This is a genomic window from Pseudoduganella lurida (assembly GCF_007830455.1).
GTDB classification, from domain to species: domain Bacteria; phylum Pseudomonadota; class Gammaproteobacteria; order Burkholderiales; family Burkholderiaceae_D; genus Rugamonas; species Rugamonas lurida.
In genome coordinates this window covers 164,542-180,225 of the sequence record NZ_VLLB01000011.1, presented here as the reverse complement: position 1 = coordinate 180,225, position 15,684 = coordinate 164,542, and the positions used below count along the sequence as shown (strand labels likewise).

Annotated in this window: 13 protein-coding genes; 1 reads left to right on the top strand and 12 read right to left on the bottom strand. The window is 65.1% G+C overall.

The genetic code is table 11. The features are described from left to right. A partial coding sequence (locus IP91_RS23480) for a transposase (RefSeq protein WP_145652556.1) occupies positions 1-334 on the top strand: 334 nt, incomplete at its 5' end. A 100-nt stretch (positions 335-434) separates the two neighbouring features. Here IP91_RS23480 and IP91_RS23475 read toward each other — a convergent pair. The 12 genes from IP91_RS23475 to recN all read right to left on the bottom strand — a co-directional run bounded on the left by IP91_RS23475 (position 435) and on the right by recN (position 15,672). Further along, positions 435-1,319 carry an ABC transporter permease gene (locus IP91_RS23475; RefSeq protein WP_145652554.1) on the bottom strand — a complete coding sequence of 295 codons (885 nt, stop codon included), beginning with the start codon at positions 1,317-1,319 and terminating at the stop codon, positions 435-437. Between the two features lie 110 nt (positions 1,320-1,429). Beyond that, positions 1,430-2,269 carry an ABC transporter ATP-binding protein gene (locus tag IP91_RS23470; RefSeq protein WP_145652552.1) on the bottom strand — a complete coding sequence of 280 codons (840 nt, stop codon included), beginning with the start codon at positions 2,267-2,269 and terminating at the stop codon, positions 1,430-1,432. A 1-nt stretch (position 2,270) separates the two neighbouring features. Beyond that, positions 2,271-3,266 (bottom strand): ABC transporter substrate-binding protein, encoded by a 996-nt coding sequence (locus IP91_RS23465; RefSeq protein ID WP_145652550.1) that lies wholly within the window; start codon positions 3,264-3,266, stop codon positions 2,271-2,273. A gap of 34 nt (positions 3,267-3,300) precedes the next feature. Next, positions 3,301-4,188, bottom strand: coding sequence for a TauD/TfdA dioxygenase family protein (locus IP91_RS23460; RefSeq protein WP_145652548.1), 888 nt, complete (start codon positions 4,186-4,188; stop codon positions 3,301-3,303). A 175-nt stretch (positions 4,189-4,363) separates the two neighbouring features. Then, on the bottom strand, positions 4,364-5,911 hold the full coding sequence (locus IP91_RS23455; RefSeq protein ID WP_145652546.1) for a UdgX family uracil-DNA binding protein: 1,548 nt from the start codon (positions 5,909-5,911) through the stop codon (positions 4,364-4,366). Then, entirely contained in the window at positions 5,908-7,137 is a 1,230-nt protein-coding gene (locus IP91_RS23450; protein WP_145652544.1) for a putative DNA modification/repair radical SAM protein, read from the bottom strand. Before IP91_RS23450 ends, IP91_RS23455 begins: the two co-directional genes overlap by 4 nt. Positions 7,138-7,483: 346 nt before the next feature. Then, positions 7,484-8,146, bottom strand: a complete 663-nt coding sequence (gene can / locus IP91_RS23445) for a carbonate dehydratase (RefSeq protein WP_145652542.1) — start codon at positions 8,144-8,146, stop codon at positions 7,484-7,486. 111 nt (positions 8,147-8,257) lie between these two features. Further along, positions 8,258-9,388, bottom strand: coding sequence for a molecular chaperone DnaJ (dnaJ, locus tag IP91_RS23440; RefSeq protein WP_145652540.1), 1,131 nt, complete (start codon positions 9,386-9,388; stop codon positions 8,258-8,260). 207 nt (positions 9,389-9,595) lie between these two features. Continuing rightward, positions 9,596-11,551: a molecular chaperone DnaK gene (gene dnaK / locus IP91_RS23435; RefSeq protein WP_145652538.1), complete on the bottom strand. Its 1,956-nt coding sequence runs from the start codon at positions 11,549-11,551 to the stop codon at positions 9,596-9,598. A gap of 96 nt (positions 11,552-11,647) precedes the next feature. Then, positions 11,648-12,223 carry a nucleotide exchange factor GrpE gene (grpE, locus tag IP91_RS23430; protein WP_145652536.1) on the bottom strand — a complete coding sequence of 192 codons (576 nt, stop codon included), beginning with the start codon at positions 12,221-12,223 and terminating at the stop codon, positions 11,648-11,650. Between the two features lie 431 nt (positions 12,224-12,654). Continuing rightward, entirely contained in the window at positions 12,655-13,764 is a 1,110-nt protein-coding gene (hemH, locus tag IP91_RS23425) for a ferrochelatase (protein ID WP_145652534.1), read from the bottom strand. 261 nt (positions 13,765-14,025) lie between these two features. Then, complete coding sequence (gene recN / locus IP91_RS23420; RefSeq protein ID WP_145652532.1) at positions 14,026-15,672, bottom strand: DNA repair protein RecN; 1,647 nt, start codon at positions 15,670-15,672, stop codon at positions 14,026-14,028. Positions 15,673-15,684: the final 12 nt, after the last annotated feature.

The window sequence follows — 15,684 nt, the reverse complement described above, 5'->3', positions numbered from 1 at the left end:
AACGGCAATTGCTGAATTACCAGAGCTTGGAACCCTCAATCGGCGCGAAGTCAGTGCTCTCGTTGGCGTCTGTCCATACAACCGCGACAGCGGCAGGATGCAGGGCAAGCGACGAATCTTCGGTGGGCGAGCGTGTGTACGCGCAGTGCTGTACATGGCAACTTTGGCTGCGATACGCTCGAACAGCGCGATAAAGAACACCTATGAGCGGCTTGTCGCAGTAGGCAAGATCAAGAAGGTCGCGATCGTCGCCTGCATGCGCAAGCTGCTCGTTACGATGAACGCCGTGCTACGAGACGCTCGGCCATGGGAGGCTGCTACCGTGACACGTTAGACGCGACACAGTTGCTGACCCCGACACGGACACGAGCTCGGCCGTTAGCACGGTTCACTCCTTGTCTATGTCGGGGTCTGACCCCAAGGTGGACACGGACTCAGCTGTTGGAGTGCATGCCCCAGCGCTGGACGGTGGTGCGTTCGAGGGTGGCGAACAGGAGGTGTTCGACGGCCAGGCCAATCAGGATCACGGCGGCAAGGCCGGCGAAGACCTTGTCGGTGTACAGCTCGTTGCGGTTCTGGAAGATGTACCAGCCCAGGCCGCCCTTGCCGGACGAGGCGCCGAACACCAGTTCCGCGGCGATCAAGGTGCGCCAGGCGAAGGCCCAGCCGATCTTCAGCCCGGAGACGATGGCCGGCAGCGCGGCCGGCACGAGGATCTGCACCACGAACGGCAGGCCAGTGAGACCGTAGTTGCGGCCAGCCATGCGCAAGGTGGATGGCACCGCGCGAAAGCCCGCATAGGTGCCCAGCGCCAGCGGCCACAGCACGGCATGCACGATGACGAACACGAGACTGGCCTTGCCCAGCCCCAGCCACAGCATCGCCAGCGGCAGCAGCGCGATGGCGGGCAGCGGATTGAACATGGCGACCAGCGTCTCGAGCAGGTCGCGGCCCAGGCGCGTGGAGACGGCCAGCGCGGTCAGCACGAACGCCAGCGCGATGCCGGCCGCGTAGCCCTGCACCAGCACGGCCAGCGACACCTCGATCTTTTCGACCAGTTCGCCGGTGACGATGCCGTCGACGAAGGCACGCGCCGTCTGCATGAACGTCGGCAGCAGCAGGTCGTTGTCCTGCCAGCGCGCCGCCAGCTCCCAGACCAGCGCGAGAACGGCCAGCACCACCGTCTTGCGCAGCCAGCCCTGTGCCCACAGCCGCTGCGCCAGCGGGAGGCGGCGCTGCAACTGGGCCGGCGCGGCGGGCGGCAGCTCATATTGAAACTCCTGGCGGATCGGCGGATCGGCTAACGGTGCGGCGCTCAAGGTACGGTCCTTTCAGTAACGGTCGGACGGCGCATCGGGTTCGGCCCGCGCGTCCGCGGCGTGATCCTGGAACGCCTGGCGGAGCACCGGGGCTGGCAACGATCCGGCGCTCACAGGGCAGCCCTTTCGATCATGGCTTCGGCAGGCACCGCAGGCGCCTCGCCAAACAGCAGACGATGAATGCGCTGCGCCGCATCCTGGAACTCGGTGCTGCCGCCGCTGTGCAGCCCGAACTGGTGGCTGTTCAGTTCCGCGCGCACGCGGCCCGGATGGGGCGACAGCAGCAGGATGCGGTTGCCGACGACGAGCGCCTCCTCGATCGAGTGCGTGACGAACAGCAGCGTGAACGGCGACTCTTCCCACAGTCTTGTGAGCTCCTCCTGCATGGTGCGGCGCGTGAGGGCGTCGAGCGCGGCGAACGGCTCGTCCATCAGCAGCACGGCCGGCTGCATCGCCAGCGCCCGGGCAATGGCCACGCGCTGCTTCATGCCGCCGGAGAGCGTGTGCGGATAGGCGTTCTCGAAGCGATCGAGGCCCACGCGGGCGATCCAGTGGCGCGCCCGCTCCTTCGCTTCGGCGCGGCCGCAGCTCTTCGATGCCAGCAGCGGGAACATCACGTTCTGCAGCACCGTCTTCCACGGCGGCAGCTGGTCGAATTCCTGGAACACGGCGATGCGGTCCGGGCCCGGCTTCGTCACGCGCTGGCCGGCCAGCGTGATCTCGCCCGCCGCCGGTTGGATGAAGCCGCCGACGGCTTTCAGCAGTGACGACTTGCCGCAGCCGGAAGGCCCCAGCAGCACGAAGCGGTCGCCGCCGAACACGTCGAAGTCGACCTCCTGCGTGGCACGCACGGCGCGCTCGCCCGTGCGGTATTCCAGCGTGACGCCGCGCGCACGCAGCAGGGGCTCGGCGGGATACGCGGGGCGGACGACCTGCAGCGGCGCGGCCATGTCAGCCGCCCTGGCCGAGCAGCGGCTCGTCGAAGAAGTAGTCGCGCCAGGTGGCCGGCCGGTTCTTCACGGCGCCCACGCGGTGCATGAACTGGGCGATCTTCAGCGTGTTCTGCGGCGCGATACAGAACTGCACTTCGGGGTTCCTGAAGATCTTCACGAGCAGGTCGCGGTCGATCCTGCTCTTGTTGACCTTCAGGTAGATGTCAGCCGCGCCTTCCGGATTCTTCGCGGCGTAGTCGGCCGCCTCGGCCAGGGCCTGCACGAAGGCACGCACCGTCTTCGGATTCGCCTGGCGGTATTTCTCGGTGGCGTACAGCAGCGTGGCGGACGACGGACCGCCCAGCACCTCGTACGATTTCAGGATCACGTGCGCATTCGGGTTCTGGCCCAGCTCCTGTTCCTGGAACGGCGGCGTGGCGAAGTGCGCGGTGATCTCGGTGCCGCCGGCGATGATGGCTGCCGCGGCATCCGGATGGGGCAGCGTTTGCGTGAACTTGTCGAGCCGTGCGAATTCCTTGTCGCCCCACTGCTGCGCCGCCGCGTACTGCAGGATGCGCGACTGCACCGACACCGTCACGGCCGGCAGCGCGATGCGGTCCTTGTCGGTGAAATCGGCGATCGATTTTACTTTCGGATTGTTCGTGACGAGGTAGTACGGGAACGCGCCCAGCGACGCCACGCCCTTCACGTTCTGCCGCCCCTTCGTGCGGTCCCAGACCGTGATCAGGGGCCCCACGCCGGCACCGGCGATGTCGATCGCATTCGACAGCAGCGCATCGTTGATCGCCGCGCCGCCGGACAGCTGCGTCCATTCGACCTTCACGTCCACGCCGTTCTGCTTGCCGTATTTTTCGATGAGCTTCTGTTCCTGCGCGATGTTCAGGATCAGGAACGGCATGCCGAACTGCTGGGCGATGCGGATGGTGCCTTCGGCGTGCGCACCCGAGGCGAGTACCAGGGCCAGCGCGGCCGCTGCGATCTTCAGTGGTTTCATATCGTTCTGGTGTGAGGACGGAACGGTCCGGGGTTTAGAAAGGCACGTCGCCTTCAATCGTGGTGCGATACAGCTTGCGCCGCTGCTCCGCCGGGCAGCCCGCCGCCAGGTGCATCAGCGAGCGGTTGTCCCAGAAGACCATGTCGTGCGGCTGCCATTGATGCCGATAGATGTGCTCCGGCTTCACGCTGTGCTGGAACAGTTCGTCGAGCAGCGCGGCGCTTTCATCCGCCGGCAGGCCAACGATGCGCGTGGTGAAGTGCTCGCTGACGAACAGCGCCTTGCGGCCCGTCTCCGGATGCGTGCGCACCACCGGATGGACGACGGGCGCCACTTCATCGATCTGCGCCTGCGTGAGGTTCGGGCGCCACGGGCTGCGGCGCTGCAGCTCGGCGTACTGCTTCAGGTAGCTGTGCTCCGCGCGCAGGCCGCTCACCGTGTTCTTCAGCGCCACTGGCAGCGTGTCGTAAGCGAGATGCATGTTGGCGAACAGCGTGTCGCCGCCATCGAGCGGCAGCTCCTGCGCATGCAGCATCGAGCCCAGGCTCGGCGTCTCCTTGTACGACAGGTCGGAATGCCAGAAGTGGCCCGCATCGCCCAGGCCGATCGGCTTGCCGTCTTCGACGATGTTCGAGACGATCAGTACTTCCGGGTTGTCCGCCAGCTGGAAATTCCTCAGCACGTGGATCTGCAGGGGCCCGAACAGGCGGGAGAAGGCCACCTGCTGCGCCGGCGTGATGCGCAGGTCGCGGAACACCAGCACGTGGTGCTCCAGGTGGGCGGCATGCAGCTGCAGGAAATCGCTGCGCGAGAGCGGCTGCGCCAGGTCGAGGCCGAAGACTTCCGCGCCCAGCGGACCGGCGAACGGGCGAATCCGCAGCACGCCTGCGGCATCGTGAAGGGCACTCAGGACTGCGGACATGAAGGCTCCAGACGGACGGTGATCGGAACCCGTCCACCACTGCGCTTTCCACGGCCCGGGCGGCAGACGAGTGGGGCCAGTCTATGCCGGGTGCATCAGGTAGAAAACGAATCGTTCTGGATATTGATATGCGCTTTTCGTTAAGCGTGTGGAACGTATCTTAAGACGTGTTATGTCAGGGCTCGGGAGGTGCACCGTCCGCCAGCCGCTGCGCCGTCTTCAGCGCTTCGACGATCGCCTCGAACGCCGCCTGCCGCGACGCCGCATCCGGCACGCGCAAGGCATACGCGGGGTGATAGGTGGCGACGACCCAGCGGCCCTCGTGCTGGAACGGCGCGTCGAGGTAGTCCTTCATCGTCACGCTGCCACTTTGCAGGATGGACTTCAGCGCCGTGCTGCCCAGCGCCACCAGCACCTGCGGCGCCACCGTTGCCAGCTCGGTCTCCAGCCAGTAGTGGCAGGCCATCACTTCCTTCTGCGCAGGCGTCTTGTGCAGGCGGCGCTTGCCGCGCGGCTCCCACTTGAAGTGCTTCACGGCGTTGGTGACGTAGACCTTCCTGCGATCCAGTCCGGCCCCGTCCATCGCCCGGTCCAGCAGCTCGCCGGCCGGGCCCACGAAGGGCTTGCCGGCCAGGTCCTCCTGGTCGCCCGGCTGCTCGCCCACCAGCATGATCTTGGCGTGGCGCGCGCCCTGCCCTGCGACGGCCTGCGTGGCATCCTGCCACAGGTCGCAGCGGCGGCATTCGTCCAGCGACGTGGGTTGCTGGCGCTCGGGAATCGCCTTCCCGGGCGCGATGGGAATCGTGGTGCCGCGGCGCTGGCCCACCGTGTCCAGCTGGCCCACCTTGCGCGCGCCGGCCGCGGCCTGCGACACCATGTGCGGCACCACGGCCGCTTCCGGCAGGTTCTTCCAGAAGCGGTGGCGGATGTGGCTGTGCATGATGTCCGCATTCAGCCGCGCCGGGTTGAAGATGCTGCGGTAGTAGGTGAGCCACAGGGATTCGCCGGCATCGTCGAAGTCCGCCGCGCTTTTCGCCAGCGCCTCTCCCGTCACCAGCGTGGCGCCATCCCACAGCACGGTCGCTTCCGGCGTGGCGATCATCCAGCTGGTGCGGCCCATGCGTTTCGAGAAGTGCTGGGCGACCTGCGGCAGCACGTCGTGCGCCGGCTCGAACCAGGCCACGAAACGGGGCGCGCCCGCTTCTTCGGGACGCTCGCGAAAACGCAGGTAGGCATGCATATCGTGCTCCTCGTGGCGCACGGCCTTGGCCATATGGTGCAGGCGGTTGCCGTCTTCATCGGCCGGCGAGATCACGTCCGGAGCGCCATGGCTCCAGCGCCACAGTACGCGGTACAGGAACGCCCAGCGGTCGTGGACACGGTAGCAGGCGGCGCCTTGCAGCAGCTCCAGCAGCTGGCGCGACACGCGCAGCGTTTGCGGGGGCGGCGGGTCCGATGCGTTATCGGTGGAATGAGGCACGACGGGAGGCATCGCGCTCAGCAGGTCGCCGCCGCCATCCTGCCCGGACCATTGTACGGATTCGGGCGGGATGCGGCGCACGATCAGGGCGCGCGCGGCGGTGCGCCACTCGCCGAAGGTGGTGACGACGACGGGCTGGCCGGACAGGGCCAGGGCCACGGCATCGATGGGCGGCGCAGCGGTCTCCGGAACATCGGCATCGGTATGACCGGCATCGATGCCGCGGTTGCCCTCCTCCGTCATGCCGCCTGCAGTTCCGGGAACAGGCCCAGTTGCTGCGGCTGGTCTGCCATGGCGCGGCGCAGCGCCTCGGACGGTGCCGTGTCCCGCTCCGGCCGGTAGTCGGCCGTGACGATGAACGGCGCCACCTTCTTCATGCTGCAGCGCAGGCGCGTCAGGTCGGCCCAGCGTACCTGGCGCATGCGGCGCAGCTCGACGATGCGCTGCGCATTGCGGATGCCGATGCCGGGAATGCGCGCGATCATTTGCGGCTCGGCCAGGTTCAGGTCCATCGGGAAGTGCTCGCGGTGCGTCAGCGCCCAGGCCAGCTTCGGGTCGATGTCGAGCGCCAGGTTGCCCGTCTCCGGCAGCAGCTCTTTTGCTTGAAATCCATAACCGCGCATCAGGAAGTCGGCCTGGTACAGGCGGTGCTCGCGCAGCAGTGGCGGCGGCGCCAGCGGCACGCTCTTCGGGCTTTCCGGGATCGGGCTGAACGCCGAGTAGTAGACGCGCTTCAGTTTATAACTGCCGTAGAGCGTTTCGGCCGTGTTCAGGATGCGCGCATCGTCGCTGGCATCGGCGCCCACGATCATCTGCGTGCTCTGCCCGGCCGGCGCGAACTTCGGCGACTTCGGCTCCGCCTCCTTCTCGTCGAGCTTCAGGCGGATATTGCCCATCGTGAGCTTGATGGTGTGGACGTTCTTTTCCGGCGCCAGCTGCTGCACACTGTCCTGGGTGGGCAGCTCGATGTTGACGGACAGGCGGTCCGCATAGCGGCCGGCCGCCTCGATCAGCGCGGGGTCGGCATCGGGAATCGTCTTCAGGTGGATGTAGCCGCGGAACTGGTGCACCTCGCGCAGCTCGCGCGCCACGGCCACCAGCTGTTCCATCGTGTAATCGGCGGACTGGATGATGCCGGAGCTGAGGAACAGGCCGTCGATGTAGTTACGCAGGTAGAAATCGACCGTGAGCTTCACCACTTCCTGCGGCGTGAAACGGGCGCGTGGCACGTTCGACGTGCGGCGGTTGACGCAGTACTGGCAGTCGTAGACGCAGAAATTGGTCAGCAGGATCTTCAGGAGCGAGACGCAGCGGCCGTCCGGCGTGTAGCTGTGGCAGATGCCCATGCCGTTGGTGGCGCCCAGCCCGTCCTTGCCTTCGGACGAACGCTTCGGTGCCCCACTGCTGGCGCAGGACGCATCGTACTTCGCCGCGTCGGCCAGGATTTCGAGTTTGTCGATCAGTTCCATGGGAACACCCGTAGCTGTATGGGCATACAGTATACCGGAGTTCTGTTCTGGACAGCGCAATATTGCCTAAAATCGGGGACAGTCCCCTTTTTTTGGAAATATTTTCTGAAAATGGGGACTGTCCCCCACCGCTTCTTACGTGCAGGTGTCGGTTTTTTGCGTCGAAATAACGCCGCGCAGCCCTTGGGCGGCAGCCAAAACCAGCGGGATCTTGTGCATGTGAGGCTGAAATGAGACAGGGGACTGTCCCCGTTTAATGGAAATATTTCCAAGAAAAGGGGACAGTCCCCGTGGGGGGAGCGTTGTTTTTGCAGCGAAAACAACGCTCGCAGGCCGAGTGTTGTATTTATGCGCTGTAGCGCTGCAGGGTCGTCTGCAGCTTCGGCTGCAGGCCGGGCAGGTCGCTGATGGTCATGCCCAGGTCGTGCAGGTGGCCGTCGTTGATGCCGTAGACCCAGCCGTGCACGGCCACGTCCTGGCCGCGCTCCCAGGCGTCCTGCACGATGGTGGTCTGGCAGACGTTGACCACCTGCTCCACCACGTTCAGCTCGACCAGTTTTTCGCTGCGCACGCGCTCGTCCAGCACCGTGCCCAGGTAACGCTCGTGCTTGTGGCCCACGTCCTGCACGTGACGCAGCCAGTTGTCGACCAGGCCCACGCGGGCGCCCGTCAGCGACGCATGCACGCCCTTGCAGCCGTAATGGCCGACGATGATCACGTGCTTGACCTTCAGCACGTCGATGGCGAACTGCAGCACGGACAGGCAGTTCAGGTCCGAGTGGACGACGACGTTGGCGATGTTACGGTGCACGAACACATCGCCCGGCAGCAGGCCGAGCAGTTCGTTGGCGGGCACGCGGCTGTCGGAGCAGCCGATCCACAGGTATTCGGGCGCGGCCTGGTTGGCCAGGCGGTGGAAGAATTCCGGATCGCGGGCGATCATCGAATCGGCCCAGCGGCGGTTGTTGTTCAGCAGTTCCCGCAGGTCGGAAGGTTGCGTGGTGCTCATATTGTTCCTTTCAGACGTGACAAGGCCGCCGGTTGCAAACACTGCAACGCGGCGGCCGTGATGCAGCAGCCAGTTTACCCGATTCGGCCTGAAGTGACCGAACGTGCATTTTTACTCGAAGAAGTCCTTGACCTTGTCCATCCAGCCCTTGGACTGCGGGCTGTGCTTGGCGCCGCCTTCGGTGGTGGCGCGTTCGAACTCGCGCAGCAGGTCCTTCTGCTTTTCCGTCAGCTTGACGGGCGTTTCCACGGCCACGTGGCAGAACAGGTCGCCCGGATAGCCGGAGCGGACGCCCTTCACGCCCTTGCCCTTCAGGCGGAAGGTCTTGCCGGACTGGGTGCCTTCCGGCACCGTGAACGACACCTTGCCGGACAGCGTCGGCACTTCGATTTCGCCGCCCAGGGCCGCCTTGGCAAACGAGATCGGCATTTCGCAATGCAGGTCGTCGCCTTCGCGCTGGAACACGGCGTGCTGCTTGATGTGGATCTCCACGTACAGGTCGCCCGGCGGCCCGCCATTGGTACCCGGTTCGCCGTTGCCGGACGAGCGGATGCGCATGCCGTTGTCGATGCCGGCAGGGATCTTCACTTCCAGCGTCTTGTTGCGCTTGATGCGGCCGGCGCCCGAGCACGAAGGGCACGGTTCCGGAATGATCTTGCCGGTGCCGTGGCATTTCGGGCAGGTCTGCTGGATGCTGAAGAAGCCCTGCTGCATGCGCACCTGGCCATGGCCGGCGCAGGTGGTGCAGGTGACGGGCGACGTGCCCGGCTTGGCGCCGGAGCCGTTGCAGGTGTCGCACTTGTCCCAGGCCGGCACGCGGATCGTCGTGTCGTAGCCGTGGGCGGCCTGTTCCAGCGTGATTTCCAGGTTGTAGCGCAGGTCGGCACCGCGGTAGACCTGCGGACCGCCGCCACCGCCGCGGCGGCCACCGCCACCGAAGATATCGCCGAAGATGTCGCCGAACGCGTCGCCGAAGCCGCCCGCGCCGCCGCCGAAACCGCCGCCACCCATGTTCGGATCCACGCCGGCGTGACCGTAGCGGTCATACGCCTCGCGCTTTTCCGGATTGGTCAGCATCTCGTAGGCTTCCTTGACTTCCTTGAACTGCTCTTCCGCCTCTTTGTTGTCCGGGTTGCGGTCCGGGTGGTACTTCATCGCGAGCTTGCGATAAGCCTTCTTGATCTCGTCTTCCGAGGCGTTTTTCGCCAGACCGAGAACTTCGTAAAAATCACGCTTTGCCATGAGCAGGCACCTAACTGAACTGAATAGAGGGGAGACTGTAGCAGGACGCCACCGCCGACGCTACCTGACGGCAACATCGACCAGCAGCAAGCTGCTGCCGGCGTTGTACTACAGCCTCGAAACCGAATCGAATACAAAAACGCCGAGCGGGCACCGTGGCACGGCCGCTCCGCTCGGCGAGGTCAGACCAGCCGACCGAAGGAAAGCTTACTTGCTGTCCTTGACTTCCTTGAAGTCGGCATCGACGACGTCATCCTGCTGCTGCGCACGCTCGCCACCGGCCTGCTGGCCACCTGGCGCCTGCTGGCCCGCGTCGGCACCGCCGGCTGCCTGCTGCGCCTGCATGTCGGCATACATCTTCTCGCCCAGCTTCTGCGCCGCTTCGGTCAGCGTGGCCACCTTGGCATCGATCGAGGCCTTGTCGCCCGACTTGATGTCGCCTTCCAGGTCGGTGATCGCGGCTTCGATCTTTTCCTTCTCGCCCGCGTCCAGCTTGTCGCCGTATTCGGTCAGCGACTTGCGGGTGGAGTGCACCAGCGCGTCGGCCTGGTTGCGGGACTCGGCCAGTTCCTTGACCTTCTTGTCTTCTTCCGCGTTCAGCTCGGCGTCCTTCACCATCTTCTGGATCTCGTCTTCCGACAGGCCCGAGTTGGCCTTGATGGTGATCTTGTTTTCCTTGCCGGTGGCCTTGTCCTTGGCGCCCACGTGCAGGATGCCGTTGGCGTCGATGTCGAAGGTCACTTCGATCTGCGGCGTGCCGCGCGATGCCGGCGGGATGCCTTCCAGGTTGAACTCGCCCAGCGCCTTGTTGCCCACGGCGATCTCACGCTCGCCCTGGTAGACCTTGATGGTCACGGCAGGCTGGTTGTCGTCGGCCGTCGAGAACACTTGCGAGAACTTGGTCGGGATCGTGGTGTTCTTGTGGATCATCTTGGTCATCACGCCGCCCAGCGTTTCGATGCCCAGCGACAGCGGGGTCACGTCCAGCAGCAGCAGGTCCTTGCGGTCGCCCGACAGCACGGCGCCCTGGATCGCGGCACCGACGGCCACGGCTTCATCCGGGTTGACGTCCTTGCGCGGATCCTTGCCGAAGAACTCCTTCACCTTTTCCTGCACCTTCGGCATACGGGTCATGCCGCCGACCAGGATGATGTCGTCGATGTCCGAGACCTTCACGCCGGCATCCTTGATGGCGGTGCGGCATGGCTCGATCGTCGCGGCGATCAGTTCTTCCACCAGCGATTCCAGCTTGGCGCGGGTGATCTTCAGGTTCAGGTGGACCGGCGCGCCGTTCGCCATGGCGATGTACGGCTCGTTGATCTCGGTCTGCTGCGAGGAGGACAGCTCGATCTTCGCGCGCTCGGCCGAAGCCTTGATGCGCTGCAGGGCGATCGGATCCTTCTTCAGGTCCAGGCCGTTGATCTTCTTGAACTCTTCGATGATGTAGTCGATCACGCGCTGGTCGAAGTCTTCGCCGCCCAGGAACGTGTCGCCGTTGGTCGACAGCACTTCGAACTGCTTCTCGCCATCCACGTCGGCGATCTCGATGATGGACACGTCGAACGTGCCGCCACCCAGGTCATACACGGCGATCTTGCGGTCGCCCTTGTCGGTCTTGTCCAGGCCGAATGCCAGCGCGGCCGCGGTCGGCTCGTTGATGATGCGCTTGACGTCCAGACCGGCGATGCGGCCGGCATCCTTGGTGGCCTGGCGCTGCGAGTCGTTGAAGTAGGCCGGCACCGTGATGACGGCTTCGGTCACTTCTTCGCCCAGGTAGTCCTCGGCGGTCTTCTTCATCTTGCGCAGCACTTCCGCGGAGATCTGCGGCGGGGCCAGTTTCTTGTCGCGCACGCCGATCCATGCATCGCCGTTGTCGGCTTTCATGATCTCGTAAGGCATCAGGGAGATGTCCTTCTGGACTTCCTTCTCCTGGAACTTGCGGCCGATCAGGCGCTTGACGGCGAACAGCGTGTTTTTCGGGTTGGTGACGGCCTGGCGTTTGGCAGGCGCGCCGACGAGGATCTCGCCATCTTCCTGGTAAGCGATGATGGAAGGCGTGGTGCGCGCGCCTTCAGCGTTTTCGATGACCTTCGGCTGGCCATTCTCCATGATGGCGACGCAGGAGTTGGTCGTGCCCAGGTCGATACCGATCATTTTGCCCATGTTTGTTCTTCCTTTGAACTGAGTTTCTCAATAACGCTTATATGCGGAAAAGCTTCTTATATTTCAAGTGCTTGCAGGTTATTTACAACCCGGCGGTCACTTCGGCTGGGCAGCCGTCACGATGGCGGGACGCAGCAGGCGGTCCGCGATCGTGTAACCCTTCTGCAGCACGGCCACGACCGTGTTGGCTTCCTGCTCGGCCGGCACCATGGCCACTGCCTGGTGCTTGTTCGGGTCCAGCTTGTCGCCGGCGGCCGGGATCACTTCCAGCAGGCGGTTGCGTTCGAACGCGGAATTGAGCTGCTTGAGCGTCATCTCGACGCCTTCCTTCAGCGATTCGATCGTGGGCACTTCGACCTTCAGGGCCATCTCCAGGCTGTCCTTGACGGGCACCATGGCCTCGGCAAAGCTTTCGATGGCAAATTTGTGGGCTTTCGCGACGTCTTCCTGGGCACGGCGGCGCACGTTGTCGCCCTCGGCCTTGGCGCGCAGGAAGGCTTCGTGCATTTCCGCGACCTTGGCTTCGGTGGCAGCCAGCTGCTCTTCCAGGCTAGGCGTTGCGGTGGCGCTGCCCGCCTCGGGAGCAGCCTGCTGGGTCTGCTGCGCGGACTGCTGCGCGTCTGCCGGCACGCCCTCGGGGTTCTGGCTGGCCTGGTTTTCCTGGTCTTGCATCGTGTGACTCCTACAAATCGTGTTTGTTTGATATGGCTCTTACTGCACTGGCCGAATCTGGGGCTATCCCCTAACGTTTCAAGGGGAATTTCCCGCCGAACAGTGATTGCGGTGCGCCGGAGACCGGCGGCCGAAGCGGGGAGCTGTTCACTAGCCGGATATTTTAACAGGCTGGCACTCCTCTTCGGCAAGTGCTAACAGCCTGTAATTATGACAACGTTGTGCGGCGGCCACCAGTCAATCGGGGACGGCCACCTGTTTCCGGCAAACAGCCCATGGCGCCATCGGCCGGCGCGCGGCCGCGGCCGCTCCCGGCATCCGCCAGGTAGCGGACGTGTTGCGGACGGTGGTTGGGACCGCATCTCCGGTGGCGGGACGTTGCCGCGTGCCGGCGGGAATCCGGGAGGACCGGTTTCCGTGAATGGCCGCGCTTACTCGGCGGCGCCCAATGCCAGCGCGCGCTCACGGCCGATGGCGGCATCGTTCTGCTGGCGGGCGCGCTGCGGCGCCGTGGTCAGCGTCGGCCAGCCGATCATGTGCTGCTCGGCGATCTCGGCCAGGGCCACGATCCAGGCCGGACTTTCGTTCAGGCAGGGGATGTAATGAAACTCCTTGCCGCCGGCCGTGAGGAAATCGTGGCGCACTTCCATCGAGATTTCCTCCAGCGTTTCCAGGCAGTCGCTGGTGAAGCCGGGGCAGATCACGTCAATGCGCTGCACGCCTTCCTGCGCCAGTTTCTGCACGGTGGGCGCCGTGTACGGCTGCAGCCACTCGGCCTTGCCGAAGCGGGACTGGAAGGTGACGAGGTATTCGTCCTCGCGCAGGCGCAGCTTGGCGGCCAGCAGGCGCGCCGTCTTGTGGCATTCGCAGTGGTACGGGTCGCCCAGCAGCAAGGTGCGCTTCGGCACGCCGTGGAAACTCATCACCAGCTTCTGGCCACGGCCATGCTGCTCCCAGTGCGCCAGCACGTTCTGGCGCAGCGCCTCGATATAGGCCTCGTGGTCGTGGTAGTTCTTCACCAGGCGCAGTTCGGGAATGTTGCGGATCTTGCGGTAATGGCTGAAGACAGCATCCCAGATCGAGCCGGTCGTGGTGCCGGAGTACTGCGGATAGGCGGGCAGGATGGCGATGCGGTCGCAGCCATCGGCTTTCAGGCGCGCCAGCACGTCCGGCAGCGCGGGCGTGCCGTAGCGCATGGCCATCGCCACCGTCACATCGTGATGGCCGCGCGCCGCCAGCGCCTCGTGCAGCAGCATCGCCTGGCTCTGCGTGTGCAGGCGCAGCGGCGAGCCGTCCTCGGTCCAGATCGACGCATACTTCTTTGCCGACTGGCCGGAGCGGAACGGCAGGATGATGCCGTGCAGGATGAACCACCAGACGGCTTTCGGGATCTCGACGACGCGCTGGTCCGACAGGAACTGCTTCAGGTAGCGGCGCACGGCACCGCGCGTGGGCGCATCGGGCGTGCCGAGATTGACCAGCACGATCGCACTGCCGCCGACGGTGCCATGCTGGTGAGGAGGTTCTTTCGCGAAAGCCATGTAAAGTCGATCTGATCAGGGATAGTCGACGATTATATGCGCCACCACCCTGCGCGCGTTTGAACACCTACGGCCGAGCCTGTGTCCACCTTGGGGTCAACCCCAAAATCGGACACGAACTCATGTATAAGGACATGTCCACGTCCTTCGGCAGTCGCACGAAAGCGACCAGGCAAAAGCTGGGATTACAGTTCAGCTCGTGTCCGAAAATGGGGTTGACCCCAAGGTGGACACGAGCTGATCTGTGAGGCACGGACCGGCTCAGGAAGCCAGCAGCTCGCGGGCGTGCTTGCGGGTGGTGGCGGTGATTTCGAGGCCGCCCAGCATGCGGGCGACTTCTTCGACGCGGGCTTTCGCGTCGAGGACCTCGATGCGAGAAGCGGTCCTGCCGTTGTCCAGCGTGCTCTTGGCGACCTGGAAGTGGCTGTTGCCCTGGCTGGCCACCTGCGGCAGGTGGGTGACGCACAGCACCTGCCGTTCCTGCCCCAGCCGCTTCAGAAGGCGCCCGACCACTTCGGCGACGCCGCCGCCGATGCCGCTGTCGACCTCGTCGAAGATCAGCGTGGGCACCGTGGTGGCGTGCGAGGTGATGACGGAAATGGCCAGCGAGATGCGCGCCAGTTCGCCGCCGGAAGCGACTTTGGCCAGCGGCCGCGGCGCGACGCCGGCATGGCCGGCCACCATGAACTCCACTTGCTCCAGGCCCTTTGCGGACGGCTCGCAGGAATTCAGCGCGATCTCGAAGCGGCCGCCCGTCATGTTCAGGTCCTGCATCGCTTTCGTGACGGCCTCGCCCAGCGCCTGCGCGGCGGCGGTGCGCGTGGTGGTCAGCCGGCGCGCCACGCCCAGGTACTCGTCCTTCAGCTTCGCTTCCTGCTTGCGCAGGCCATCGATATCGGTGGCGTCGGCCATCTGGCCCAATTGCGTTTGCAGGCGCTCGTGTTCGGCCGGCAGGTCGTCCGCATCGACGCGGTACTTGCGCGCCGTGGAATGCAGCGCATCCATGCGTGCTTCCACCTGGCGCAGCCGGCCCGGATCCAGCTCCACGTGATCCAGATAGGTGTTCAGCGCGTAGACCGATTCCTGCAGCTGGATGCGCGACGATTCGATCAGGTCCACGACCGGCTGCAGCTCCGCATCCACCGCCACCAGCTTGGCCAGCTTCTGGTGCAGCGACGACAGCTGCGAGACGATCGGCTGCTCGTCCGCCTCGGAGATCACCGTCAGCGCTTCCTGCGCGCCTTCCAGCAGGCTGGCCGCATGGGACAGGCGGCTGTGCTCGTTGCCGATCTCGCTCCATTCGCCCGGCTTCGGCGCCAGCTTGTCCAGCTCGGCGACCTGCCACTCCAGGCGTTCGCGCTCCATCAGCACGTTGGCGGCGTTGGTCTCGAATTCCTCCAGCTGCTTCGCCAGCGCGCGCCAGGTTTTATAGGCCGCGCCCACATCCTTCACGTTGGCGCCGGCCTGGCTGTCGAGCAGCTCGCGCTGCGCATCCGTCTTCAGCAGCGACTGGTGCGCGTGCTGGCCGTGGATGTCCACCAGCATGTCGCCCAGTTCGCGCAGCTGCGCGGCGGTGGCGGCGATGCCGTTGATGTAGGCCTTGGAGCGGCCGGCGTTGTCGATCACGCGGCGCAGCAGCGCGCCGCCATCGTCGGAGGCGAACTCGTGTTCTTCCAGCCAGCCGCGCGCCTGCGCCGAGACGGCGAAATCGGCCGTGATGTCGGCCTTGGCCGCGCCCTCGCGCACCACGCTCGCATCGCCGCGCCCGCCCAGCGCCAGCGTGAGGGCATCGATCAGGATCGACTTGCCGGCGCCGGTTTCGCCAGTGAACACCGTGAAGCCGGCGGAAAATTCCAGTTCGATGGAATCGACAATGACGAAATCGCGAATGGACAGGGTACGCAGCATGGGTTGCAGTGA

What these genes read in the sequence shown, in the direction of transcription:
- IP91_RS23470 (WP_145652552.1), bottom strand. Translation starts at nt 2,269, where the DNA reads ATGGCCGCGCCGCTGCAGGTCGTCCGCCCCGCGTATCCCGCCGAGCCC.
- IP91_RS23465 (WP_145652550.1), bottom strand. Translation starts at nt 3,266, where the DNA reads ATGAAACCACTGAAGATCGCAGCGGCCGCGCTGGCCCTGGTACTCGCC.
- IP91_RS23450 (WP_145652544.1), bottom strand. Translation starts at nt 7,137, where the DNA reads ATGGAACTGATCGACAAACTCGAAATCCTGGCCGACGCGGCGAAGTAC.
- hemH (WP_145652534.1), bottom strand. Translation starts at nt 13,764, where the DNA reads ATGGCTTTCGCGAAAGAACCTCCTCACCAGCATGGCACCGTCGGCGGC.
- IP91_RS23455 (WP_145652546.1), bottom strand. Translation starts at nt 5,911, where the DNA reads ATGACGGAGGAGGGCAACCGCGGCATCGATGCCGGTCATACCGATGCC.
- grpE (WP_145652536.1), bottom strand. Translation starts at nt 12,223, where the DNA reads ATGCAAGACCAGGAAAACCAGGCCAGCCAGAACCCCGAGGGCGTGCCG.
- recN (WP_145652532.1), bottom strand. Translation starts at nt 15,672, where the DNA reads ATGCTGCGTACCCTGTCCATTCGCGATTTCGTCATTGTCGATTCCATC.
- dnaK (WP_145652538.1), bottom strand. Translation starts at nt 11,551, where the DNA reads ATGGGCAAAATGATCGGTATCGACCTGGGCACGACCAACTCCTGCGTC.
- IP91_RS23460 (WP_145652548.1), bottom strand. Translation starts at nt 4,188, where the DNA reads ATGTCCGCAGTCCTGAGTGCCCTTCACGATGCCGCAGGCGTGCTGCGG.
- can (WP_145652542.1), bottom strand. Translation starts at nt 8,146, where the DNA reads ATGAGCACCACGCAACCTTCCGACCTGCGGGAACTGCTGAACAACAAC.
- dnaJ (WP_145652540.1), bottom strand. Translation starts at nt 9,388, where the DNA reads ATGGCAAAGCGTGATTTTTACGAAGTTCTCGGTCTGGCGAAAAACGCC.